This window comes from Lacisediminihabitans sp., from assembly GCF_043726815.1.
Taxonomy (GTDB): domain Bacteria; phylum Actinomycetota; class Actinomycetes; order Actinomycetales; family Microbacteriaceae; genus Lacisediminihabitans.
The window spans coordinates 1-22,030 of sequence record NZ_JAYSJZ010000064.1 but is presented as its reverse complement, the minus strand read 5'-3'; the positions used below and the strand labels follow the sequence as shown (position 1 = coordinate 22,030).

Annotated in this window: 23 protein-coding genes and 1 tRNA gene; 14 read left to right on the top strand and 10 right to left on the bottom strand. The window is 70.0% G+C overall.

The window, feature by feature from the left end:
- Positions 1-62 precede the first annotated feature (62 nt).
- From ACHZD8_RS09045 to ACHZD8_RS09035, 3 genes are all read left to right on the top strand, one after another.
- Positions 63-728, top strand: coding sequence for a GNAT family N-acetyltransferase (locus tag ACHZD8_RS09045; protein ID WP_394769951.1), 666 nt, complete (start codon positions 63-65; stop codon positions 726-728).
- A 38-nt stretch (positions 729-766) separates the two neighbouring features.
- Positions 767-1,681: a hypothetical protein gene (locus ACHZD8_RS09040; RefSeq protein ID WP_394769950.1), complete on the top strand. Its 915-nt coding sequence runs from the start codon at positions 767-769 to the stop codon at positions 1,679-1,681.
- A 434-nt stretch (positions 1,682-2,115) separates the two neighbouring features.
- A tRNA-Ala gene (locus tag ACHZD8_RS09035) sits at positions 2,116-2,191 on the top strand.
- Between the two features lie 54 nt (positions 2,192-2,245).
- Here ACHZD8_RS09035 and ACHZD8_RS09030 read toward each other — a convergent pair.
- Positions 2,246-2,815 carry a GIY-YIG nuclease family protein gene (locus ACHZD8_RS09030; protein WP_394769949.1) on the bottom strand — a complete coding sequence of 190 codons (570 nt, stop codon included), beginning with the start codon at positions 2,813-2,815 and terminating at the stop codon, positions 2,246-2,248.
- A 147-nt stretch (positions 2,816-2,962) separates the two neighbouring features.
- On the opposite strand from ACHZD8_RS09030, the gene ACHZD8_RS09025 reads away from it, so the two are divergent.
- The 4 genes from ACHZD8_RS09025 (at position 2,963) to ACHZD8_RS09010 (ending at position 7,200) form a co-directional block, all read left to right on the top strand.
- Entirely contained in the window at positions 2,963-4,513 is a 1,551-nt protein-coding gene (locus tag ACHZD8_RS09025) for an alkaline phosphatase PhoX (protein WP_394769948.1), read from the top strand.
- Between the two features lie 213 nt (positions 4,514-4,726).
- Positions 4,727-4,864, top strand: a complete 138-nt coding sequence (locus ACHZD8_RS09020) for a hypothetical protein (RefSeq protein ID WP_394769947.1) — start codon at positions 4,727-4,729, stop codon at positions 4,862-4,864.
- Between the two features lie 36 nt (positions 4,865-4,900).
- Complete coding sequence (locus ACHZD8_RS09015; RefSeq protein WP_394769945.1) at positions 4,901-6,889, top strand: hypothetical protein; 1,989 nt, start codon at positions 4,901-4,903, stop codon at positions 6,887-6,889.
- Complete coding sequence (locus ACHZD8_RS09010) at positions 6,886-7,200, top strand: hypothetical protein (RefSeq protein WP_394769944.1); 315 nt, start codon at positions 6,886-6,888, stop codon at positions 7,198-7,200. The genes ACHZD8_RS09015 and ACHZD8_RS09010 overlap by 4 nt, the downstream gene beginning before the upstream one ends.
- Positions 7,201-7,206: 6 nt before the next feature.
- Here the strand turns inward: ACHZD8_RS09010 and ACHZD8_RS09005 are convergent, their stop codons facing one another.
- Genes ACHZD8_RS09005 through ACHZD8_RS08990 form a run of 4 tightly spaced genes read right to left on the bottom strand, consistent with a single transcriptional unit; the run spans position 7,207 to position 11,307 of the window.
- On the bottom strand, positions 7,207-7,500 hold the full coding sequence (locus ACHZD8_RS09005) for an acylphosphatase (RefSeq protein ID WP_394769942.1): 294 nt from the start codon (positions 7,498-7,500) through the stop codon (positions 7,207-7,209).
- Between the two features lie 19 nt (positions 7,501-7,519).
- Positions 7,520-8,839, bottom strand: a complete 1,320-nt coding sequence (locus ACHZD8_RS09000) for an erythromycin esterase family protein (RefSeq protein ID WP_394769941.1) — start codon at positions 8,837-8,839, stop codon at positions 7,520-7,522.
- Positions 8,836-10,164, bottom strand: coding sequence for a phosphoribosyltransferase family protein (locus tag ACHZD8_RS08995; protein WP_394769939.1), 1,329 nt, complete (start codon positions 10,162-10,164; stop codon positions 8,836-8,838). The genes ACHZD8_RS09000 and ACHZD8_RS08995 overlap by 4 nt, the downstream gene beginning before the upstream one ends.
- 15 nt (positions 10,165-10,179) lie before the next feature.
- Complete coding sequence (locus ACHZD8_RS08990; RefSeq protein WP_394769936.1) at positions 10,180-11,307, bottom strand: hypothetical protein; 1,128 nt, start codon at positions 11,305-11,307, stop codon at positions 10,180-10,182.
- A 66-nt stretch (positions 11,308-11,373) separates the two neighbouring features.
- Between ACHZD8_RS08990 and ACHZD8_RS08985 the strand changes: the two genes are divergently transcribed.
- On the top strand, positions 11,374-11,973 hold the full coding sequence (locus ACHZD8_RS08985; protein WP_394769934.1) for a MarR family winged helix-turn-helix transcriptional regulator: 600 nt from the start codon (positions 11,374-11,376) through the stop codon (positions 11,971-11,973).
- A gap of 6 nt (positions 11,974-11,979) precedes the next feature.
- Here ACHZD8_RS08985 and ACHZD8_RS08980 read toward each other — a convergent pair whose 3' ends face one another.
- Together ACHZD8_RS08980 and ACHZD8_RS08975 are read right to left on the bottom strand one after the other, a co-directional pair.
- Positions 11,980-12,441: an NUDIX domain-containing protein gene (locus ACHZD8_RS08980; RefSeq protein ID WP_394769931.1), complete on the bottom strand. Its 462-nt coding sequence runs from the start codon at positions 12,439-12,441 to the stop codon at positions 11,980-11,982.
- 11 nt (positions 12,442-12,452) lie between these two features.
- Positions 12,453-13,787 carry an FAD-binding protein gene (locus ACHZD8_RS08975; RefSeq protein ID WP_394769928.1) on the bottom strand — a complete coding sequence of 445 codons (1,335 nt, stop codon included), beginning with the start codon at positions 13,785-13,787 and terminating at the stop codon, positions 12,453-12,455.
- Between the two features lie 39 nt (positions 13,788-13,826).
- On the opposite strand from ACHZD8_RS08975, the gene ACHZD8_RS08970 reads away from it, so the two are divergent.
- Complete coding sequence (locus ACHZD8_RS08970) at positions 13,827-14,219, top strand: DUF3052 family protein (RefSeq protein ID WP_394769927.1); 393 nt, start codon at positions 13,827-13,829, stop codon at positions 14,217-14,219.
- A gap of 4 nt (positions 14,220-14,223) precedes the next feature.
- Here ACHZD8_RS08970 and ACHZD8_RS08965 read toward each other — a convergent pair whose 3' ends face one another.
- Positions 14,224-15,105, bottom strand: coding sequence for a DUF4349 domain-containing protein (locus tag ACHZD8_RS08965; RefSeq protein ID WP_394769926.1), 882 nt, complete (start codon positions 15,103-15,105; stop codon positions 14,224-14,226).
- 206 nt (positions 15,106-15,311) lie between these two features.
- Between ACHZD8_RS08965 and ACHZD8_RS08960 the strand changes: the two genes are divergently transcribed.
- From ACHZD8_RS08960 to ACHZD8_RS08950, 3 genes are all read left to right on the top strand, one after another.
- Entirely contained in the window at positions 15,312-15,506 is a 195-nt protein-coding gene (locus ACHZD8_RS08960; protein ID WP_394769925.1) for a hypothetical protein, read from the top strand.
- A gap of 90 nt (positions 15,507-15,596) precedes the next feature.
- Entirely contained in the window at positions 15,597-16,595 is a 999-nt protein-coding gene (locus ACHZD8_RS08955) for an aldo/keto reductase (protein ID WP_394769924.1), read from the top strand.
- A complete protein-coding gene (locus tag ACHZD8_RS08950) occupies positions 16,589-17,863 on the top strand; it encodes an MFS transporter (protein WP_394769923.1) in 1,275 nt (424 codons plus the stop codon). The genes ACHZD8_RS08955 and ACHZD8_RS08950 overlap by 7 nt, the downstream gene beginning before the upstream one ends.
- Here the strand turns inward: ACHZD8_RS08950 and ACHZD8_RS08945 are convergent.
- Positions 17,860-18,687, bottom strand: coding sequence for an aldo/keto reductase (locus ACHZD8_RS08945; RefSeq protein ID WP_394769922.1), 828 nt, complete (start codon positions 18,685-18,687; stop codon positions 17,860-17,862). The two genes, ACHZD8_RS08950 and ACHZD8_RS08945, sit on opposite strands and share 4 nt — an antisense overlap.
- Positions 18,688-18,835: 148 nt before the next feature.
- Here ACHZD8_RS08945 and ACHZD8_RS08940 point away from each other — a divergent pair, with 148 nt between their 5' ends.
- A complete protein-coding gene (locus tag ACHZD8_RS08940) occupies positions 18,836-19,393 on the top strand; it encodes an NADPH-dependent FMN reductase (RefSeq protein WP_394769921.1) in 558 nt (185 codons plus the stop codon).
- A 33-nt stretch (positions 19,394-19,426) separates the two neighbouring features.
- Here ACHZD8_RS08940 and ACHZD8_RS08935 read toward each other — a convergent pair whose 3' ends face one another.
- Entirely contained in the window at positions 19,427-20,638 is a 1,212-nt protein-coding gene (locus tag ACHZD8_RS08935) for an MFS transporter (protein ID WP_394769920.1), read from the bottom strand.
- A gap of 347 nt (positions 20,639-20,985) precedes the next feature.
- On the opposite strand from ACHZD8_RS08935, the gene ACHZD8_RS08930 reads away from it, so the two are divergent.
- On the top strand, positions 20,986-22,030 hold a 1,045-nt coding region (locus tag ACHZD8_RS08930; protein ID WP_394769918.1), incomplete at its 3' end, for a ribonucleotide reductase N-terminal alpha domain-containing protein.

Below are 22,030 nucleotides of genomic sequence, written 5' to 3'. Positions count from 1 at the left end.
CGTCCGCGCCCGGCCGTCCGGTCTCCCGGGCGGCTCGGGCGCCGTGGCGGCCAGCCTCTAGAATGGTGACCGTGGCGACGCCGATACCTACGCTCCGTGAGGGCAACGTGGCGATTCGCCCGATTCGCCTCCGGGATGCCCGGGCGCTCGAGCGGGAACTTCTCGACAACCGGGGCTGGCTGCGCAAGTGGGAGGCGACCAATCCCCACGGCGCGATGAGTTTCGACGTGCGGTCCAGCATCCGCAGCCTGCAGGCCAATGCACGGGCCGGCTTCGGGCTGCCGTTCGTGATCGAGTACGACGGCGAGCTCGCCGGCCAGCTGAACGTCTCGAGCATCACCTACGGGTCGCTCTCGTCGGCGTCGGTCGGCTACTGGGTCTCCGAGCGCTTCGCCGGCCTCGGAATCACCCCCGCCGCGGTCGCCCTCGCCACCGATTATTCGTTCTTCCAGGTGGGCCTGCACCGCATGGAGATCTGCATCCGGCCGGAGAACGGCCCGAGCCTGCGCGTGGTGGAGAAGCTCGGCTTCCGCTACGAGGGGCTGCGCCGGCGGTACATCCACATCAACGGCGACTGGCGCGATCACTTCTGTTTCGCCCTGGTGGCGGAGGAGGTTCCGTCCGGGGTGCTGCGGCGCTGGCGGGACGGGCGGGTGCCCGTGGGCGCCGGCACGGTGCCCCAGGCGGATCGGGATGCCGCACTTCTGCCCGGAACACACCCTCGCTAATCGGCGTGTTTCGTGCGCCGCCCTCGTAGCGTATGGGTATGGGAGCAGACGGGTTCGGATCGAGCATGATCATCGCGGCCGCCGCGCTGCTCTGGCTCGTCTATCTCGTGCCCACCTGGCTGCGCCGGCGCGAATACCTGGCCACCGAACGCAACGCGATCCGCCTGCAGCAGACGCTGCGAATCATGGCGGAGACCGCCGAGGTGCCGACCGAGGTGCGGGCCGAATTCTCTGCTCGCAGCGCCGCGCAGCAGGAGCGACTCCTCAAGAAGGAGATGGAACGGCAGGCCGCCGTCGCCAGCGCCCAGGATGCCGCGGCGGCGCGGGCGGCAGCCAGGCGCCTCGCCGAGTCCCAGCCGGCCATCGCCGCGGACATCGCGCTCTCCTCGAGTTCCTCCCGTCGGCTGCGTCGCTCCCGGGCCATCACCTCCCTCATCCTCCTCGCCTCCCTCGCCGCAGTCGCAATCGGCATCGCCCAGTTGCTCACGACCGGGGCCTGGCCGCTGCTCGCCGGCGGCGGTCTCGTATCGGCCGGCAGCCTCGTGATGCTCGGCCAGATGGCCGCGGTCGGTCGCGCGCGCCTCGAACTGGCCCGCGCCATCCGGTCCCGCCCGGCCGTCGTGCAGAAGGTGCAGCGCCAGGTCGTCATCCCCGCGGTGCCCGTGCGGTCCACCTGGACCCCCGTGCCCGTGCCGAAGCCGCTGTACGCGACCATGCCGGTCGCTGAGCGTTCCCTCGCCGCCTCGCTCGAGGCGGCCGCCGAACTGCGCCAGGCCGCGGCCGACGCGGAGCGGGCTCTGCGCGAGGCGCACCAGGAGCCCGAGGTGACGCCGATCCGCGCCGCCTCCACCCCGAGTCGTTTTTCGCGGATGGGCATCATCGACGAGCAGCAGGCCGCCACGACCGACATCGACGCCGTACTTCGCCGCCGCCGCACCGCCGCGGCGGGCTGATCGGTCCGCTGCTCGGCGTTTCTCGCCCGGCGCGCGTTTCTCCTGCACGCGTTTCTCTTGCACGCGTTTCTCCGGAGCTTTCGGCGGCAGCGGGAGACCGGATGCCGTGGTGGCCCGAGTCGGCGGGCTTGTTCTGCGGCTGGTGCCCCGCGGGCGCGGTGACCTCCGGAGAAACGCGAGTCGGGCGCGGTGCCCCCGAGGGCGTTCGCCCGGGCGGCCAGTGATGCCCGCCGCCACGCGGTTCGCCGGCCCGGCACGCGTTTCTCCGGAGCTTTCGGCGGCAGCGAGAGACCGGATGCCGCGGTGGCCCGAGTTGGCGGGCTTGTTCTGCGGCTGGTGCCCCGCGGGCGCGGTGACCTCCGGAGAAACGCGAGTCGGGCGGGGTGCCGGTGTCTCGGCGGCGCAGCGGAAAGTGATAACGTAGCTACGCACTAGGGCCCTTGGCGCAGTTGGTAGCGCGCCTCGTTCGCATCGAGGAGGTCAGGAGTTCGAATCTCCTAGGGTCCACCACACCGGTGCCGAGAACCCCGCTCAGACGACAGTCTGGGTGGGGTTCTTCGTCATTCAGCCGCGCAACGCGAGCTCCTGGCTTCGCCATAGGGCGTACTGGGCCCAGGGGTCTTCCGCCCCGGCGCGCAGCCCACTCACGTGCGCGGCGAGCTCGTCGTTCGCCTCGAACCACTCGGTGTGCGGGATGCGGTGGCTCGCGAATTGAGAGTGCCGGCGCTGCTCGAGCAGGCGGTTGCCGCGCTCGAACGCCAGCACCTCGTCGTGGGGGAGGCCGGCGATCCTGAGGCGCGGATTGCCGGACGTGCCGATCTTGATCCGGTCCTTGAACCGGAGGTAGTAGACGACATCCACCCGCAGCGCGCTCACCCCGGCGTCCGGGATGTCGCCGACCCGCCACTCGCAGATCGCGCAGAGCCAGCCCGACGGGTAGCGCACCCCGAGACGCGCGCCGCAGGCCAGACAGGGCGAGGGCAACAGGTCGGTCAGGCCGACCTCGCGCACCACCCAGTCGTACGCCGCGAGGAGGTGCCGGTCGCACAGGACGCCGGGCGCGCCGGGGTCGACCGGTCGCCGGCAGGGTCCACCGTCGGGCAGGTCGGCGAGACACCGGGCGTGGGACTTCATGCGCGCACGCTACCGGAGGCCACCGACCGTCGCCCGGGATGTTCCCCGTTTGGGGGGTGGACGTTCAGGTCGAGGTCACCAGCCGGACACCCTCCGCGAGTTGAGTTGTGGCCGGGCTGGACGCCGGTCCTGCCCAGAGGAGGAACCATGAACCTGCACAAGAAGATCGGCGCCACCGGCGCGATCGGCCTGGGCCTCGGCCTCGCCGTTCTGGCCAGCGCCACGCTGCCGGCCACCGCGTCGGACTCGGACGGATTCGCCCGCGATTCCGTGGCGGCCAACTCGGCCGCCTTCGGCATCCAGAACAACGTCCTGGCTCGCGGCCTCAGCCAGAGCCCCGTGGCCTACGGCCAGCTCCCCCTGGCCAACCCGCACGGCGGCGTCTCGCACTACGGCTACAACACCGCCAACGGCGGCCCGCTCACCCAGGACCCGCACGAGGCATTCAAGACCGAGCCGGACAAGAACGTCTACCTCGTCTTCGGCGGCGTCCACTACCTCTACCAGGGCCACGAGGGCGGGCCGCAGGGCTACGTCACCCGCGTCAACCTCGACGAGAAGGACCCGGCCAAGCGCGTCACCCTCATCGCCGATGCGCGCTCCGACGGCGCGTCCGTTCCCAACTTCGACGGCATCACCTGGGACCCGTTCACCAAGCAGTTGCTGCTCACCGCCGAGTCCGCCGCGCCCAAGGGTGGAGTCTTCGCCCTGGGCCTGGATGCGAAGGGCGACCCGGTGGACGGCAAGCTGATCCCGCTTCCGGCGCTCGGTTCGGGCGGCTTCGAGGGCGTGCAGAACGATTCGGCCGGAAACGTCTGGCTGGTGGAGGACATCGGCGGCGCCAAGGTGTCCGGCGGCAAGGTTCCCAACAGCTACATCTACCGGTTCACCCCGACCACCCCCACCGACCTCTCCACCGGAAAGCTGGAGGCGCTGCAGGTGAGCGCGAAGGGCGGCACCCCGGTCACGGCGAAGCAGCTCGCGGCCAACCCGTCCGACCCGTTCATCACCGACCTGCACACCTACGGCTCCTCGTTCTCCACGCGCTGGGTCACCGTGACGCCGGGAGCGGACAACGGAGCGACGGCCGCCGCCGCGGCGGCCGGGGCCACCCCGTTCAAGCGTCCGGAGAACGGCGTCTTCCGTCCGGGCACCAAGTTCGGCGAGTTCTACTTCACCGAGACCGGTGACACCGACAAGACCAGCACCCTCCCCGGGGCGTTCGGCGCGGTGTTCCGCCTGAGCCAGTCGTCGCCGTCCGCGACGACCGGCACCCTGTCTCCCGCCTTCGTGGGCGACCTGGCACACACGGGTCTCGACAACATCCAGTTCCAGACCCCGGACAAGCTGCTCGTGGTCGAGGACGCGGGCGACACGCTGCACACGCAGCGCGACGCCCTCGACTCCGGCTATGTGATCGATGTCGGCCGCACCGGGGCGAAGGCTCCGACCGCGACTCGCTGGCTCGCGGAGGGCCGTGACGCGTCGGCCACCTACGACCACTTCACGAGCCCCGGCTACAACGACGGCGACAACGAGATCACCGGCATCCACGTGTCCAACGGCGACCCGTCCTCCGCCGGAATCCTCGGTGCGCAACTGCCGAAGGCGTTCACGGACGGCTGGCGCACCTTCTGGACCCAGCAGCACGGCGACAACGTCACCTGGGAGCTTCACCAGAGCGCCCAGCACGACTAGCCCACGGCCGTAGACGGCGCCCCGCTCCCGCGGTTCGGGAGCGGGGCGTCGCTGCGTTCGCCGCCCCGATGGCAAGAAGTGACAACTCCTTGAAACCGGGGGTTGGCACTCCTACACTCGACCCACCAGCCCGACTTCACCGTCGACGCGCTGCGTGCAGAGGGGCCGTCCACCGGGCGGAATCACAGGTGCACTGAGGCAAATGGGGAAGGGATGGCTGCTGTCGCGACCGCGAAGCAGCACGGCTCGGAGGTGACGCGAGGCGTCGCCTCCCGGCCTCCCGGCGACATCGACGTCGCGCCGGGAATCCCGCCTGCGCCCGGCGCGCTGATCGGCGCGCCCGCTCGATGAACGGTCGGACTCCTCGTCATACAAGGAAGTCTGACCATGGGCACACGATTCAGCGCCGTCTTCGCGACGGTAATCCTCACCGGCGCAACGATCACCAGCGCGACAATCGCCGGGGCGCCCGGGCCGGCCGCGGCCGCCCAGGCCGCCACGGTGACCGTCGATGCCTCGGCCGGCCTCGGCGCACTCAACAACCCGTCGTGGTATGAGGACCAGGGCGACTATGCCCCGCTGCTCGGACCGGGCGACCTCAGGGGGGTCGCGGCACTCGACACCCGGGTCACCCGCATGTGGGTGAAGCCCGCCGAGTACTACGACCCGGCCACGAAGGCCTACGACTTCGACTACGTCGACATGGCAGGCGACCACCAGCAGGACTACCTCGACCAGGCCGACCGGTACTCCGACCGCATCCTCCTCAACGTCTACCGCTGCCCGGACGCCCTGATGACGCCGTCGTCCACCGCGGCCTGCCGCCAGGTGCTCATCGACGGCATCCGCCACTACAAGGAGCGTTACCCGCGCATCGAATACATCGAGGTGTTCAACGAGTCTGAGGCGAACTACATGCCGCCGGCGCTGTCGGTGGGCGAGTACTACACCTGGTACCGGGTCTTCTACTCCGTGGTGAACCAGCTCAACGCCGAGCTGCGGCCGCAGATTCCCCTGAGGGTCGGCGGGCCGGCCACAAGCTCGATCTCGACCCAGACGCCCACGCCGACCGACTCCGGAGTGCGCTACATCAAGGACTTCCTGGCCCTGTACAGCGCAGACGGCGACGCGGCGAAGCGCCTCGACTTCGTGTCGTTCCACAGCTACAGCCTGCGCACGCATCCGGCCGACGCCGAGCGGCAGAAGTCGGATCTGGACGGCTGGATCGCCGACGCGGGAATCGGCACGCGCCCGAGGATCTTCGTCACCGAGTACGGGGTATTCCCGGGGGCGGCGTGCCCGGGAAGCGGATGCGGCACGACCTTCGAAGCGGACTCCCTCACCGACGCGGCGGCCATGTCGACGCTCGGCAACTTCTACCAGCGCGGCGGCATGGACATGTCGTTCGCGTGGACCTGGGACCACGACAGCAACGACCGAAAGTCCATGTTCGTGGATGCCGAGGACGGCGCGCCGTACCCCTACTACAACCTCGTGCGGATGCAGTCGATGCTCAAACGGGACCGGGTCGCCTCCGTGTCGAGCGCGCTCGGCGCCGACGGGATCGGCGTGAACGCGCTCGCCACGGCCGACGACTCCGGCGTGTCGGTGCTCACCACGAACTACCAGTCGACCTCGGGAACCGCGACCTTCGACACCACCCTCACGGTCGATCACCTGCCGGCCGTCTTCACCGGGCGGCAGATCCGGGTGGAGCGGTACCTCATCGATGCCACGCACAGCAACTACAGCCACGATCGAACGAGCGCCGGCCTGCAGCTCGTCGACAGCACGGTGCTGCCCGCCGCGCGCTCGGCCGGCACCACCGTGCGCCTGGGCGTGAACGCGATGTCGCTCGTGGTGCTCACTCCGGTGGTGAACGGCGAGGCGGAGAGCCTGCCCACCAGCGTGTCCGCGGGGGCGACCTCGGCCGACCTGGCCGGGGCGGACGCGAGCGGTGCCGCCTACAGCTGGTTCGACGGGGCCGTGGCGGGCGACTACATCCAGTACGCGCTGCCGCCGGCCGTCGGCACCTTCCGGGTGCAGGTGCGCATGAAGGAGGCGAGCGACCGCGCCCGCTACCGGGTGTCGGTGAACGGCTCCGCCCTGGGCGACACGCACGACGCGTACCTCGCCGCCGGCTCGCGCTACCGCACGACCGATCTCGGCACGGTGACCCTCGCGCCCGGCCAGTCGAGCATCCGGTTCACCGTCACCGGGTCCACCGGGTCCGGCCTCAACCTCGGCATCGACCGGGTGCAGCTCGTGCCGGTGATTCCCGTGCGAGTCGAGGCGGAGGGCGTGACCCCCGGGTACCGCCCTCCCTCCGGTGGTACTTCGTGGCCGATCCGCGGGCGAGCGGAGGGTCCCTGGTGAAGGTCGACACCACCGCGGTGGGTGACCGGGCGGAGTTCACCGTCTTTGTGCCGGTGGCGGGAGGCTACGAGCTTCTCGCAGCGGTGAAGCTGGCGGACGACCGAGGCACCTTCCGGGTGTCGGTGGACGGCCTGGCGGTGGGCACCGCGCGCGACACCTACTCGGCAGACGCGGGCTTCGCGACGGTGCCGCTCGGCACGGTCACGTTCGACACGGCGGGCGCCCACCGCATCGGGTTCACCGTCGTCGGCCGCAACGCCGCGAGTTCCGGCTTCTCCCTGGGCCTGGACTCGCTGACCCTGGCCAGCTGAACCGGGTCAGCCGATGTGGAAGACCGTGTCGCCGACGGGCGGGACCGACTCCGCGTCGACCGCGGTGACCCGGGCGCCCGGCGGACCCTGGCGCAGCCAGTCGAGCAGGGCATCCACGTCGGCCGACGGCCCCTCCGCCTCGACGAGCACCGAGCCGTCCGGCCGGTTGGTGGCGAAACCGCCCAGGGCGAGCCGCTCGGCGGCGATCCGCGCGCTCCACCGGTAGCCGACGCCCTGCACCCGCCCGCGAACTATCACGCGCACGCGCACACTCGCTCCGGATGCCGTGCCGTCGTCCATGCGATCAGGCTAGTCCCGGTCAGAAGCCGGTCGGCTCGGTCTCGAACTCCGGTTCGCGCGGCGGCGGCTCGTGGCGAAGCGGGTGCAGCGCGGTGGTCTGCTCGAACCAGAGCAGTGCGTCGTACCGACCGCCCATGGTCGTGGGAACGTAGTTCGCGAACTCCCGTTCGGGGTGGTAGACCACACCGATCGCGCGATGTCCGAGCCGGGCGGCGAGCCACGGCCGCTCCCGATCGTCCCCGAACATCAGCACGGCGGGCTCGCCGAGCGCCCGGTGCAGGAAGTCCTCGTGGCTGCCGGGCCGGGCATCCGGCACCGGCAGCACCAGCTCCGGCGCACCCCACTCCGCCCCGGCCAGCACCGTGCCGCGGAAGGAGGCCATGCCCACCAAGGCGACCCCCTCCTGCGCGTGCCGCTCCCGCAGCAACTGGCCGACGTTGACGAGCCCGCCCTGGGCCATGTCCGTGGCCCTGGCGTCTCCGACGTGGGTGTTGTGCTCCCAGACGATCCCCTTCGAGTCCTGGCCGAGATGCCGGGCGATCCTGTCGATGGTGTCGACCATGTGGATGTCGCGGATGTTCCAGGACTCGCGGTCGCCGCGCACCATGGTGCGGTAGTAGCGCTCGGCGCCGGCGGCCACCTCGGCATTCTGTTCGGCGTCGAACGCGCTCTCGTCTCCCGCGCGGAGCGAGGCCTGTTCGCGCACCTCCATGAGCAGGGCGACGACGTCGGCCTCGCAGGACTGCGGCACAAGCCTTGTGCTCCAGGCGTAGCGGTGCGGATCCTCCTGGTACGGCACGAAGCACTGCCAGGCCTGCATCGCGCTCTCGACCGCCTCCGGGGCGTACTTCTCGAGCCAGACCATGATCTCGCCCAGGGAGTCCCAGAGCGAGTAGACGTCGAGGCCGTAGAAGCCCACCCGCTTGCTCTCCGGCCGGGTGGAGTTCCAGTCGCGCAGCCACTCGAGAAAGTCGACGACGTCTTCGTTGGCCCAGAGCCAGGTCGGCCAGCGCTCGAACAGGCCGAGGAGTTGCCGCGCCCCGAGATCCTGGTCGCCCCGACCGCGCAGCCACTGGTTGATGCGCCAGCAGTCCGGCCAATCGCCCTCGACCCCGATCCAGGTGTAGCCGTGCTCCTCGATCAGGCGCCGGCTGAGGCGTGCTCGCCAGTCGTAGAACTCGTGGGTGCCGTGGGAGGCCTCGCCGATGCAGACGAACCTCGAGCTTCCCACTCGGTTCACGAGGGGGCCGAGATCGCTGTCACTGAGGAGTGGACGAGCCAGGTCGAGGATGTCGGCGACGATGTCGTGGCTCACGACGATGTGCCCGATGTCGGTCATGGGTGTGGTCCCTTCGAATTCGTTTCGCCGTCGGACAGCAGGTGGACCACGAACCAGTCGCGGGCGAGGATGGCCACCTCGGCGAGGGCGCCCGGCTCTTCGAAGAGGTGAGTGGCTCCCGCGACGACCGCCAGCCGGTTCTCACAGCGCAACTCGGCCTGCGCGCGCCGATTGAGGTCGAGCACGATCGTGTCTGCGCCGCCGACGATGAGGAGGGTCGGCGCGGTGACGGCCGGGAGGATGGGGCCCGCCAGCTCGGGCCGACCGCCGCGCGACACGACCGCGGAGATGCGCTCACCCAGCTCGCCCGCCGCCCGCAGCGCCGCGCCGGCTCCCGTGCTCGCTCCGAAGTAGCCGATGGCACACCCCGCGGTCTCCTGGCGCGCGGCAAGCCAGTCCGTGACGCCGCCGAGTCTCCGGGCGAGAAGCTCGATGTTGAACACGTTGGCCCGGTTCGCCTCCTCGGCCGGCGTGAGCAGGTCGAGCAGCAGCGTGCCGAGTCCGGCCTCGTAGAGCACGTCGGCGACGAACAGATTGCGCGGGCTGTGTCGGCTGCTCCCGCTGCCGTGGGCGAACACGACCACCGCCGCGGCGGGCTCCGGCAGGTGCAGGCGCCCCTCGACGGTGACGCCGTCGACCGGGATCATGACGTCGGCGTCGCTGTCCGCCGCCTCGGAGGCGAGTCCGGCCTTCATGCGGTGGGCCGCGGCATCCAGCAGCACGATCACCTCGTCCTCGCTCGTCGGGGAGAAGTCCCGGTAGTGGTAGCCCACGGCGAGAAACTGGCTCGGGGCCGACACGCAGACGACCTCGTCCGCCTCGGTGAAGCCCTCCACGGTGTCCTTCGGCCCGACCGGCACCGCCAGCACGACCCGCGTCGCTCCGAGCCGCCTCGCGACCTCGCAGGCGGCCCGGGCGGTGGAGCCGGTGGCGATCCCGTCGTCCACGATGACCGCCGTGCGGCCGGTGAGGTCGATGCGGTCGCGCCCGTGACGAAATCGGGCGCTTCGTGCCTCGAGGGTCGCGCGCTCGAGGCGCTCGACGTCGGCGAGTTCGGCGTCACTCACCCTGGCCATTCTCAGCACCCGGGCGTCGAGCACCTTCACGCCGCCTTCGCCGATGGCGCCCATCGCCACCTCCGGCTGAAACGGCACACCGAGCTTGCGCACGACGATGACGTCGAGCGGGGCGTGCAGGGCCTTGGCCACCTCCGCGGCGACGGGCACGCCACCCCGGGGCAGCCCGAGAACCACGGCGTCGGTGCCCCTCAGCGACTCGAGGCGCGCGGCGAGCTGCCGACCGGCGTCGATGCGGTTGTCGAACACGTCAATGGGCCTCTCCTACGCGGGCAGCGCGTACCTCAGGATCGCGGCGACCGGCCCGTCACCCGGCACCTCGGGGCCTCGCACCGCCAGCACCCGGGCATCCGAGGCGAGCGCCCGTCGAACGATTTCGTCCACCACGTCGTAGTTGGCCGCGTCGTCGGCGTCGCTGCGGGTGATGGCGCCGCTGACCTCGTCGACGTAGCCGGGGATGCGCTGCTCGATGTCGACGAAGAGGGTGTCGATGGCCCTCGCCGTCGCGGCGATGGCCACACGATCGAGGGTCCCCACGGCGAGCCCCCGGGACGTGCCCTCGTCGAATCGGGCGACCTGGGCGGCAAGCTCGGCGGAGTGCTGGGCGTCCAGGATCGGTGTCGCGCTCGCCGCCAACTCCTCGGCCGATCGTTCCTCCGGGTTGCCGGCAATCGTCGATTCGACGAGCCGCGGGGAGGAGCAGACCGAGCGGAAGATGCTCGCGAGGGGTTCGGCGGCCGCGAGGATCAGCGGGCGATCCGACTCGGCGAGAACCGGCCGGAGCGCTCGGTCGATCGCCTGCGAGAACTCGCGCATGCGGACCTTGGGGTCCTCGGAGGTGCGCAGGTGGGCGAGCGTGTCCCGGTCGTTGGTGAGGTCGAGGGCCACGGTCGTCTCGAGGTCGGTGGGGAGGCCGGGCACCTCCAGCTCGGTGGCCGCGGACGAGGACGAGGAGTCGATGAGTCGCACCGAGTTCTGCGAGAGCGCCAGGATCAGGGCGGAGTGCGAGACGGTCACCGCGCGCAGGAGCGGAGTGATCGAGAAGCGATCGGAGACCTCGGTGAGTCCGGAGAGCCGGTTCGCGAGCCGGAAGGTGGTGAGCGTGCTGCCGTTCGCGAAGACCGCGAGGCTGTTCGACTGGCGGCGCCAGAAGTGCCGGTCCGAGAGGAGCCCGTCGACCGCCGCGTTGATCGACTCGACGAGGTCGGCGCTCGTACCGGCCGCCTCCAACTGTTGGACGGCCTCGCGCAGGCGGCTCTTCACCTCGATCCGGGCCTTGTCGGACTCCTGGGACTGCGGCACGGCCTCGGCGTAGATCGACACGCAGCCGGGGGTGCGGATGTCGGAGAGTCTCGTCAGGTCCTCCACAGTCGGAAGGTCAATGTTGTGCATTCGCCCGTTCCCCTCCGCCGGGGTATCTCGAACGATGTGCCGGCTGGATTCGAGCCTAGGAACTCCGTGCTGTCGCGACAGGGACGAAAGTCACGCGACCGGGCCGGTCGGCTCGCCGGGGCGCGGTATCGTCGTGGGAGCGACAGGGCATCCCTGATCCGCTGGACGACTTCGAGCGAGTGGGGCCGATACGTGACCGAACCGGATGCCGCCGCCGACGGGCTCGAAGCCACGGCGCCGCGGCTGGCACTCGCCGTGGGTCGGCTCAATCGCCGTCTGCTGCGGGCCACCGCCGGGCTCAGCCATGGCACCGTCTCTGCGCTGTCGAGCATCGTGCGCTTCGGTCCGCTCCGGCTCAGCGAACTCGCCCAGCGCGAGGACATCGCCGCGCCCTCCATCACGCGAATCGTGGCCGACCTGGAGGCGCGAGGGCTCGTGGGTCGCGAGGTCGACGAGAGCGATCGCCGCGCCTTCTCGATCGAGGCGACGCCGGCCGGGGTCGACTACATCGTGCGGGCGCGCTCGGCGCGCGCGGAGCTCGTCACCGAGTTGCTCGCAACGCTCGACGCCGAGCAGCTCGCCGCGGTCGAGGCGGCCCTGCCGGCCCTGGAGGCGATGGCGCTGCGCGGACTGGACGCGTCGGTTCGTCCCCCCGCGCTCGGCTAGCGCCGACTACCCCGCGAGCAGCGCGGCCAGGGCGTCCAGCGGGGCCACCTGGCCCTTCACCACCAGCTCCCTGGCCTCGTCGATGGGCACCCACCGGGCCCTGTCGATCTCGGGAAACCGCTGGATTCGCCCCGACCGCGGCGGCCACTCGAGCTCGAACAGGTTGCTGGCGATGTGCTCGGCGTCGAAATCGGACTCGCCGGCGAAGACCACCAGGACCTTGCGCGACGGCTGGGCGAACTCGCCGAGGGGGCGCCACTCGGCCTGCGGAGCCGGCCGCCCGGTCTCCTCCTCGAACTCGCGCAGGGCGGTGTCGAGGTCGTGCTCCCCGTCGTCGGCGATGCCCTTCGGGATCGACCACGCCGCGAGGTCCTTCTTCGCCCAGAACGGCCCGCCCATGTGCCCGATGAACACCTCGAGCACGCCCGCCTCGGTACGGCGATAGAGCAGAAGACCGCAACTTCGCATGGTCGGGCCCCTCAGGACGGGTCGTCCTGCACCGCGCCGCCCTGCACCGCGCCGCCCTGCACAACGGCGACGGGCGCGGTGCGAGGAGCGGGGGCTCCGGCGAAGATCGTGCGGTCGAGGAACGCGTTGCGGAACTTCCCCTCCGGGTCCATGTTCCTGGCGAGACGCCGGAAGTCGGGAAGCCGGGGGTAGAGGGAGTCGAGGCGGGCGGGTGTGGTCGCGAACAGCTTGCCCCAGTGCGGCCTCGCGTCGAACGGAGCGAGGGCCGCGTCGAGCTCGGGCAGAAGGTCGGCCACCGCGGCATCCTGTCGCCAGGTGAAGTGCAGGCCGAGGGAGTCGTGGCCGTAACTGGGGCTCAGCCAGAGTTCGTCGGCCGCCATCGTGCGCAGTTCGCCCACGAAGAGCAGCGGCGCCAGGCGCGGACCGAGCCGTCGCATCGCCTCGATCGCCCCGGCGGCGTGCGCGCGTGGCACGAGGTATTCGCTCTGCAACTCCTGGCCGTTGCTCGGGGTGAACTCGAGTTTGAAGTGCGCGAGCCGCTTCCACCACGGCCCGGTCACGCCACCCTGGTCGGTGGTCCATTCGCTCGGTCCGTCGGGCAGCGGATGACGCTGCCGTGTCGCCCGGGGCGCGCCGAACAGGTCTGCCCGGCTCGCGGCGGCGATGTCGGAGTCGACGCGGCTCTTGAGCCAGACTTGGCTCGCACCACCGTCGCCCCAGTCGGTGAAGGCGCTCACGCTGTAGGCGCTCGCCGTGATCTGGTCGAAATTGGCGAGCAGCTGCGGCCAGCCCAGGTTCTCGAAGACGTCCTGGCGCATGTCGAAGTTGGGTTCGATGTCGAGGGACACGGAGGTGACCACCCCGAGGGCGCCGAGCGAGACGACGAGCCCGTCGAAGTCCGGGTCGCCGCGTCTCGACCGCCGGATCTCGCCGCTCGCCGTCACCATCTCGAGCGCCGCGACCGCCGTTCCGAGGCTCCCGTTGCGGTCGCCGGAGCCGTGGGTGCCCGTGGCGATGGCCCCGGCCACGGAGATGTGGGGGAGCGAGGCGAGGTTGTGGATGGCCCAGCCCCGACGGGCCAGTTCCTCCACGAACTCGCCGTACTTCGCGCCCGCGTTCACGGTGACCGTGCGCGCGGACTCGTCGATTTCGACAAGCCGGGGCAGCCCGGCGAGTGACACCTGCACTCCCGTCGTGTCGGCCACGTCGTTGAAGGAGTGCCGGCTGCCGAGCGCCTTCACCTTCTCGGCACCGGCCACGAGCTCCTGCAGCTCCTCGAGCGAGCCGGGGGTCGCGAGTTCGCGCGCGACGTATTCGTAGTTTCCGGCCCAATTCGCTGAGATCATTGAGCCAGTCTAGGAAGTGCAGCGGCGGGAGGTGTGCGGGTGGCCGGCTACTCCCCGACACCGCAGGCCCGCAAGCTCGGCCTCAGGGCCGGGATGCGGGTCTCGATTCTCGACGCCCCTCCCGGCTGGTCGCTCGACGACCCGCCTCCCCTCGAGACGGTCGCACCCGGCGACCGCGCCGACCTCATCCTGGTCTTCGTTCGGGAGGCGGCCGGTCTCGAGTCGCTGCTCGTGGAACTGGGCCGGCTCGTGCATCCGGCGGGCGCGCTCTGGGTGGCGTGGCCCAGGAGGGCGGCCGGCCACACGAGCGACGTCACCGAGAACCTCATCCGCGACTCGGTGCTGCCGCACGGTCTCGTCGACGTCAAGGTCGCGGCCATCGACGATGACTGGTCCGGTCTCAAGATCGTCTGGCGCCTCACCGAGCGCTGACCGGCTACTCGTCCGGGTGTTCGTGCTGCCCGGCCGCGGGGGTGCGCCGGCGACGGAGGCGCCGCACCAGCAGCAGCACGACTCCGCCGAGAAGGGCGGCCAGCACGAGCCAGGGCAACAGCACCCCGACCACCACGATCACCCCGGCGAAGAATCCGACGAGGGCGTTCCAGCCGGCGACGAGGCCGCTGAGGAAGTCGTTCGGCACCTTCTTCGGCGCGGTGGCTGGGGACCCGAGGGCGAGGGTGATCGTGGAGAGGTCGACCTGGTCCACCAGGGATCGTTTCTGCGCCTGCAGGCTCTCCAGGTTGGCCTGCCGGTCGGAGAGCGCCGATTCGATGGTGATGAGGTCGGCCGTGGTCGTGGCCTTGGCCATGAGTTGGAGGAGGCGGTCGACAGAGGCCCGAAGCGCGGTGATGCGGGCGTCCAGGTCCTGCGATTCGCTCGTCACATCCTGCTTGGTGATCGACACGCTCTGCACGGTTCCGAGCCTCTTCAGTTGGTCGAGCACCGAGGTGAGCTTCGCCGAGGGGATGCGCAGGGTCAGCTGGGCGCTGCCCCGATCGCCGTCCACCGGGGCGCGTTCCACTCGTCCGTCGACCCGTCCACCGGACGCTTCGACGATGGCCACCGCGCGGTCGGCGGCCGCGATGGGGCGTTCGACGGTGATGGAGACGTCGCCGTTGGTGATCACCTGGCGCCCGGTGCCGACCTCGGCCTTGCCGCCGGTCGAATCCTGGGTCGAGGGCTTCCCCTGCACGGCAGACGGGGCCTGGGCGCTGGAGGAGGCCGCACCGGAATCGCTGCTGCTCGAGTTAGACCCCGAGCACCCGGCCAGGCCGACCATCGCGAGCACGAGCACCGCGGGAATCAGAATTCGCCTCATGTCACCACGGTAGCCACGGACCGATGCCACCACTACCCAACGTTCGTCACGATTCGAACGTCACACCGAGGGGAGCGGGCCCGGAGCACTCTGGGAAATCGGTGAGAGAAACCCCGCTCCCGAGCCTTCCGGGTCTACCGTGCGGGGCATCAGCGACATCACGTTCGCGACACTGACAGGGACGACACCGACAAGAAGGAGGAGTCATGGGATTGATCGACGACGCCAAGGACGCCGCGCAGGCGACAGGCAAGAAGGTCGGCGAGTGGGTCGACGACACCAAGGAGCGCGTGAGCGACAAGGCGGACGAGGCCCAGGCCGAGTCCGCCGTGAAGCACGCCGAGGCGGAACGCGACGCCACCAAGGCCAAGAACGAGTACAAAGAGAACCTGCGCGACTAGCGCCCGGGCCTGGCGCCCGCAATCGTGACGGACGGACGGGGCGACCCGTCCGTCCGTTTGCGTGTCCGACCCGACCCGTATGGTGGAAGCATGAGAACTCGTACCCTGGGCCGCACCGGCCATACCGTGTCCGTCATCGGTCTCGGAACCTGGCAGCTCGGAGCGGACTGGGGCGAGGTGAGCGCGGCGGATGCCCGGGCGGTGCTCGACGCCGCCGTCGCCGGGGGCGTCACCCTCTTCGACACCGCGGACGTCTACGGAGACGGCCGGAGCGAGCAGTTCATCGGCGCCTACCTGGCGGAGAACCCCGGCCACTCGATCACCGTCGCCACCAAGATGGGCAGGCGCGCGGCGCAGGATCCGGCCAACTTCACCCTCGCCAACTTCCGCGCCTGGACCGACCGGTCGCGCGCGAACCTCGGCGTGGACACCATCGACCTGGTGCAGTTGCACTGCCCGCCGACCTCCGTGCTGTCGAGCGACGCGGTCTACGACGCGCTCGACACCCTTGTCGCCGACGGCGCGATCGCCCACTACGGGGTGAGCGTCGAGACGGCGGACGAGGCCCTCACCGCGATCGCGCGACCCGGCGTCGCGAGCGTGCAGATCATCCTCAATGCCTTCCGGCTCAAGCCGCTCGATGCGGTGCTGCCCGCGGCCATCGCCGCCGGTGTCGGCATCATCGCGAGGGTGCCGCTCGCGTCCGGCCTGCTCAGCGGCCGGTACACGGCCACCACGACCTTCGCCGCGAACGATCATCGCACCTACAACCGCGACGGCTCGGCGTTCGACGTGGGGGAGACCTTCTCCGGGGTCGACTTTGAGCAGGGCGTGATCGCCGCGCGAGAGTTCGCGGAGCTCGCCGCGCGCACGCCGGCCGCCCAGGGCCTCACCACCTCGCAGGTGGCGCTCGCCTGGGTCGCCCAGCTCGACGGGGTGTCGAGCGTGATCCCGGGGGCCCGGAACGTCGAACAGGCGCAGAGCAACGCCGCGGCGGGCTCCGCCGCGGATCTCGGCGCCGAGTTCACCGCCGGCGTCACCGACATCTACGACCGCTACTTCCGCGGGGCCGTCCACGGGCGATGGTGAGCAGGAGGGGGCTCGGCGGGGCCTTCTCGAACCTCTTCACCGCCAACCTCGCGTCGAGCCTCGGCGACGGCATCGCCCGCACGGCGGCGCCCCTGCTCGCGGCGCGACTCACCCACGATCCGGTACTCATCGCGGGCGTCGCGGCCCTCGCGCTGCTTCCCTGGCTGCTCTTCGCCATCCCGTCCGGCATCCTGATCGACCGGATCGACCGCCGCCGCGCCCTCGCCCTGGCTAACACGGTGCGCACGGTGCTGGCCGTCGCGCTCGCCGTTCTCGCGGGCACCGGCACGCTCACCATCTGGTGGCTGTACCTCGTGATCTTCGTCTACGGCACGTTCGAGACCCTCTACGACGGGGCCATCCGTGCGGTGGTGCCGAGCATCGTCGGGCGGGCCGACCTGGCCAGGGCGAACTCCCGCATCGAGGCGGGCGAACTCGTCGTGCAGAACCTGCTCTCCGGGCCGTTCACCTCGGCCCTCTTCGCGATCTCGGTGCTCATCCCGCTCGGCACCAACGCCCTCGTCTTCGCCGTGGCCGTGGTTCTCGCGTTCCTGCTGCCGAAGGCGGCCTCCGGCAGGCAGTTCGCGGCGACGCGCGACGAGCCGACGGTGGCCTGGTACCGACAGTTCGTGGACGGCTTCCGCTTCATCGTCGCCAACCGGATGCTGCGCACCCTCTGGTTCTTCAGCACCTTCGTCGGTATCTGCGTGTCGGCGGCCACCGCGAGTTTCGTGCTCTACCTGCTCGGCCCGCTCGGCCTGCCGGAGGCGCTCTACGGGGTGTTCCTGCTCACCGGCGCGGCGGGCGGGGTGCTCGGGGCCGCGCTCGCCTCCCGGCTGGGATCGTGGCTCGGCGCCGGGCTCGCGATGGCGATCGCGACGCTGCTCGATGCGCTCGCCCTGCTCTTCGCCGGCGTCGTGCCGGTGCTCTGGGCGGTCGGCCTCGGCTTCTTCGTCTCGACCTTCGCGGTCACGGTGTGGAACATCCTGGTGATGTCGCTGCGGCAGAGCATCATCCCCGGCAGGCTTCTCGGGCGCGTCCACGGCACCTGGCGCACGCTTCTCTGGGGCAGCATGCCGGTCGGCTCGATCATCGGCGGTCTCATCGGCAGGGTGGATCTCGCGCTGCCGTTCACCATCGGCGGGGCGGCATCCGCGCTCGCCGCCGTCGTCTTCTTCCGGTTCCTGATGAGCCTGCCCAACCCCGAGAACGTGGACAACGGCGACCGGATCGAGCCCGCGCCGACCGAGGGGCTGCTCCTGGACTAGTGCTCGTCCGGGTCCATGCCCGTGCGCGTGCCAGTCTCGAGGGAGCCGATCGCCGCGAGGTCGTCGGCGTCGAGCTCGAAGTCGAACACGTCGATGTTCTGCCGAATACGCTCCGCGGTCACCGACTTGGGAATCACCACGTTGCCGAGTTGCAGGTGCCAGCGGATCACGACCTGGGCCGCGGACTTGCCGTGCCGGGCCGCGATCGCCTCGAGCACCGGGTCGCCCACGAGCCGGCCCCGGGCGAGCGGCGACCACGCCTCGGTGAGGATCCCGTGTGCCGCGTCGTACTCCCGCACCGCACGCTGGGGGAGCCAGGGGTGCAACTCCACCTGGTTGATCACGGGCACCGTGTGCGTCTCGGCCAGCAGCCGGTCGATGTGGTGCGGCGCGAAGTTGGAGACGCCGATGGAGCGGGCCCGGCCGCCCAGCGCGATCGCCTCGAGGGCGCGCCAGGTGTCCACGTAGAGGTCCCTCGACGGCACGGGCCAGTGGATGAGGTAGAGGTCCACGTAGTCGAACCCGAGCGAGGCGAGGCTCGCGTCGAAGGCGCGCAGCGTGGCGTCGTAGCCGTGATCGTCGTCCCACACCTTGGTCGTGACGAACATCTCCTCCCTCGCCACGCCGGAGGCCCGAACCCCGTCGCCGACCCCCCGCTCGTTGGCGTAGAGGGCTGCCGTGTCGACGTGGCGATAGCCGGCCTCGATCGCGGTCTCCACCACGCGTGCCGCCTCGGCATCCGGCACCTTGTACACGCCGAGCCCGAGTTGCGGGATGGTGTGGCCGTCCAGCAGGGCGAGGGAGGGGGATTCGGGGGTAGCCATCGTTCCATTATTGGGGAATGCCCTCCTGCGCGGTCGCGTGGGCGGGACTTCCGGTCGGATCGCCAGCGGGAATGCCGGGAGCCCGGGATCGGTTCAACACCGCGCTGAGACATTGAATACAGCGAGAATTCAAAACAGAGGAGATACCATGCCCAGGCTCATGATCGTCGTCGCGAGTGTTCGACCGGGACGCATCGGGCTGCCGATCGCGGAGTGGGTGCGGGATGCGGTGCGGGAGAAGGGCGAGTTCGAGATCGACTTCGCCGACCTCGCCGAGATCGGCCTGCCGTTTATGGACGAGCCGAACCACCCCAAGCTGCGGCAGTACACGCAGGAGCACACCATCCGCTGGAGCGAACGGGTGGATGCCGCCGACGCCTTCATCTTCGTCACCCCCGAGTACAACCACAGCTTCTCGCCCGCGCTCAAGAACGCGCTCGACTTCCTCTCCGCGGAGTGGTGGCGCAAGCCGGTGGGCTTCGTGAGCTACGGCGGAGTCTCGGCCGGGAGCCGCGGCGTGAACGCGATCGAGAACGTGATCGTGGCGCTCGGCCTCGTCAAGACGGGTGCAGCGCTGGAGATCTCGTTCGCCGGCAAGCAGATGGAGGACGGGCGCTTCGTGAGCACCCAGCGCCAGGACGAGATTCTCTCCGGCGTCCTGACGGAACTCACCATGCTCGCCGGCGCGCTCGTGCCCCTGAGATAGCCGCCGCGGTCCCGGGCCGGCCGCGGTGCGGTCTCAGCTCGGCTGGACCGGAACCGGCTCGGTGTCGGGGATCGGGCTCGCATCCCGGCCGCGCAGGTCGGGGTGGGCCCGGCGGAACACCATCGGCACGAGGCACCCGAGGCCGGCGAGCGTCACGGCCACCCAGAACGCGCCGGGCGCCTCGTAGCGGTCGATGAGGAACCCAGCGGCCGCGGAGCCGAGGGCGGCGCCGATGAGCTGGCCGGTGCCGACCCAGCCGTAGGCCTCCGCGGTCTCGCTGAACCGCACGCTCGACGAGACGATCGCGAACATCACCGCGAGGGCCGGGGCGATCCCGATGCCGGCGATGAGCAGCGTCACGGCGAGCCACCACACGTTGAGGGAGAACGCGGCCAGGGACATCCCCACGAAGACGATGAAGATCCGCCTGGCCATGGCCCACGGTCCGATCGGGATGTGGCCGAGCGCGAGCCCGCCGATGAGCGAGCCGAGCGAGAAGATCGCCAGCACCACGCCGGACTCCGGACTCTTCTCGCCGAACGCCGAGACCACTCCGGCCTCGATCGCGGCGCACGCGCCGATGAGGAGGAAGCCGGTGACCGTCGCGAGCAGCACGGCCGGCTTCTTGAGCACGACGCCGAGGCTGCGTCGACTGCGCGGGATGCGCACCCGGCCCACCTCGGGCGAGGCGATGAACCAGATTCCGCCGCCGATCATGAAGAACAGGGCCAGCAGGATCGCCGCCACCGTGCTCACCTGGGTGGCCACGAAGGTGGTGAGCACGGGGCCCGCGACCCAGATGATCTCCTGGGCCGACGCGTCGAGGGAGAACAGGGGCGTCAGCTGCCGCGAGTTGACCATCTTGGGATAGATGGTGCGCACAGCGGGCTGAATGGGCGGAGTGCTCAGGCCGCCGAGGAGTCCGAGTGCCATGTAGACCGGCACGGGAAGAGTGGGTGCGAGCGCGATGGTGCCGACCGTCGCCGCGCAGACCGCGAGCGTGAGCACCAGAACGCGGCGCATTCCCCAGATGCCCATCCAGCGGCTCGTCAGGGGGCCGGAGATGGCCTGGCCGATGCTCGTGGCGGCGAGCACGAGGCCGGCCGCGCCGTAGGAATGGTGAAGCTGCTCGATGTGCAGGAGGTAGGCGAGCGACAGCATTCCGTTGGGGAGTCTGGCCACGAGCTGGGCCGACATGAGCCGCGCGACGCCGTGCGTCTTCAGAAGGCTCAAATAGGTGCTCACAAGGGTGCAAGCCTATCGTTTCGGCGGGTATTCCCGGGCGAGTCGGGCGGCGCTCCCGCGGCGCTCCGGGGCGCGCCGGATCCCTCCACAGGCTGTGCACAACTCGGCGAACTTATCCACAGTTGTGGATGACACGCCCACTACATGTGGGGTTACCGGAATGTCGGATGCCCGCTATATAGTGGTGGAACTGCGGGAGAGCAACTCCTGGGTCGCCCACTCGGCGCGGCCCAGCCTGATGCGTATCGCAGTCGATTCCGGAACCAGCCGGAGATCATTCGGGGCAAGAAACCGCCGGTCGGGGTGGGTTTCAGTAGACGCGTTTTAACAACGCAAAGGGAGCAGAAGTGGGCATCACCGTAGTCAAGCGCAACGGGCAACGCGAGCAGTATGACGCCAACAAGATCAACCTGGCGATCGAGCACGCGAGTGCCGGCCTGGACGACAACATCACCTGGGTGACCCAGATCGCGAGCGAGCTCGAGCTGACGCTCTTCGACGGCATCACCACCCAGCAGCTGGATGAGGCCGTGATCCAGGTCGCGCTCCAGAACGTGAAGGACGACCCGGCCTTCGACACGGTGGCCGCCCGGCTCCTGCTCAAGACCATCTACAAGCGCGTGCTCGGCGACTACGAGACGGCCGCGGAGCTCAAGGAGCTGCACCGCGCGCACTTCGCCGCGAACGTCACACGCGGCGTCGACGAGCAGCTGCTCGACCCCCGCCTCACCCAGCTCTTCGACTTCGACGTGCTCGCCGACGCGCTCGAGCCTGCCCACGACGAACTTCTCAAGTACATCGGCGTCGTCACGCTCAACAACCGCTACGGCATCAAGGGCCGCAACGGTGACGCGCTCGAGGTACCGCAGTATTTCTGGATGCGCATCTCGATGGGGTTGTCCCTCAACGAGGCCGACCCCACGGCGGCGGCGCTGAAGTTTTACGAGAAGATGTCCAGCCTTGAATACGTGGCAGCCGGATCCACTCTCGTCAACGCTGGCACCGTCTACCCGCAGCTCGCGAACTGCTTCGTCATGGAAATGCAAGACGACATGGAGCACATCGCTAAGACCACGCGCGACGTGATGTGGCTCACCAAGGGCACCGGCGGCATCGGGCTCGCCGTCACGAAGCTGCGCGCCCAGGGCTCACCGATCCGGTCGAATAACACCACGTCGACCGGGCCGATCCCGTTCATGCACACGATCGACTCGATCCTGCGTGCGGTCAGCCGCGGCGGTAAGAAATTCGGCGCCCTCTGCTTCTACATGGAGAACTGGCACCTCGACTTCCCCGAGTTTTTGGATCTGCGTCAAAACTCTGGCGACCCGTATCGGCGCACTCGCACCGCGAACACCGCGGTCTGGATCAGCGACGAGTTCATGAAGCGCG

Excerpts from the sequence above, each read along its gene's own strand:
- ACHZD8_RS09045 (WP_394769951.1), top strand. The coding sequence starts at position 63 with ATGGTGACCGTGGCGACGCCGATACCTACGCTCCGTGAGGGCAACGTG.
- ACHZD8_RS09040 (WP_394769950.1), top strand. The coding sequence starts at position 767 with ATGGGAGCAGACGGGTTCGGATCGAGCATGATCATCGCGGCCGCCGCG.
- ACHZD8_RS09030 (WP_394769949.1), bottom strand. The coding sequence starts at position 2,815 with ATGAAGTCCCACGCCCGGTGTCTCGCCGACCTGCCCGACGGTGGACCC.
- ACHZD8_RS09025 (WP_394769948.1), top strand. The coding sequence starts at position 2,963 with ATGAACCTGCACAAGAAGATCGGCGCCACCGGCGCGATCGGCCTGGGC.
- ACHZD8_RS09020 (WP_394769947.1), top strand. The coding sequence starts at position 4,727 with ATGGCTGCTGTCGCGACCGCGAAGCAGCACGGCTCGGAGGTGACGCGA.
- ACHZD8_RS09015 (WP_394769945.1), top strand. The coding sequence starts at position 4,901 with ATGGGCACACGATTCAGCGCCGTCTTCGCGACGGTAATCCTCACCGGC.
- ACHZD8_RS09005 (WP_394769942.1), bottom strand. The coding sequence starts at position 7,500 with ATGGACGACGGCACGGCATCCGGAGCGAGTGTGCGCGTGCGCGTGATA.
- ACHZD8_RS09000 (WP_394769941.1), bottom strand. The coding sequence starts at position 8,839 with ATGACCGACATCGGGCACATCGTCGTGAGCCACGACATCGTCGCCGAC.
- ACHZD8_RS08990 (WP_394769936.1), bottom strand. The coding sequence starts at position 11,307 with ATGCACAACATTGACCTTCCGACTGTGGAGGACCTGACGAGACTCTCC.
- ACHZD8_RS08980 (WP_394769931.1), bottom strand. The coding sequence starts at position 12,441 with ATGCGAAGTTGCGGTCTTCTGCTCTATCGCCGTACCGAGGCGGGCGTG.
- ACHZD8_RS08975 (WP_394769928.1), bottom strand. The coding sequence starts at position 13,787 with ATGATCTCAGCGAATTGGGCCGGAAACTACGAATACGTCGCGCGCGAA.
- ACHZD8_RS08965 (WP_394769926.1), bottom strand. The coding sequence starts at position 15,105 with ATGAGGCGAATTCTGATTCCCGCGGTGCTCGTGCTCGCGATGGTCGGC.
- ACHZD8_RS08960 (WP_394769925.1), top strand. The coding sequence starts at position 15,312 with ATGGGATTGATCGACGACGCCAAGGACGCCGCGCAGGCGACAGGCAAG.
- ACHZD8_RS08955 (WP_394769924.1), top strand. The coding sequence starts at position 15,597 with ATGAGAACTCGTACCCTGGGCCGCACCGGCCATACCGTGTCCGTCATC.
- ACHZD8_RS08950 (WP_394769923.1), top strand. The coding sequence starts at position 16,589 with ATGGTGAGCAGGAGGGGGCTCGGCGGGGCCTTCTCGAACCTCTTCACC.
- ACHZD8_RS08945 (WP_394769922.1), bottom strand. The coding sequence starts at position 18,687 with ATGGCTACCCCCGAATCCCCCTCCCTCGCCCTGCTGGACGGCCACACC.
- ACHZD8_RS08940 (WP_394769921.1), top strand. The coding sequence starts at position 18,836 with ATGCCCAGGCTCATGATCGTCGTCGCGAGTGTTCGACCGGGACGCATC.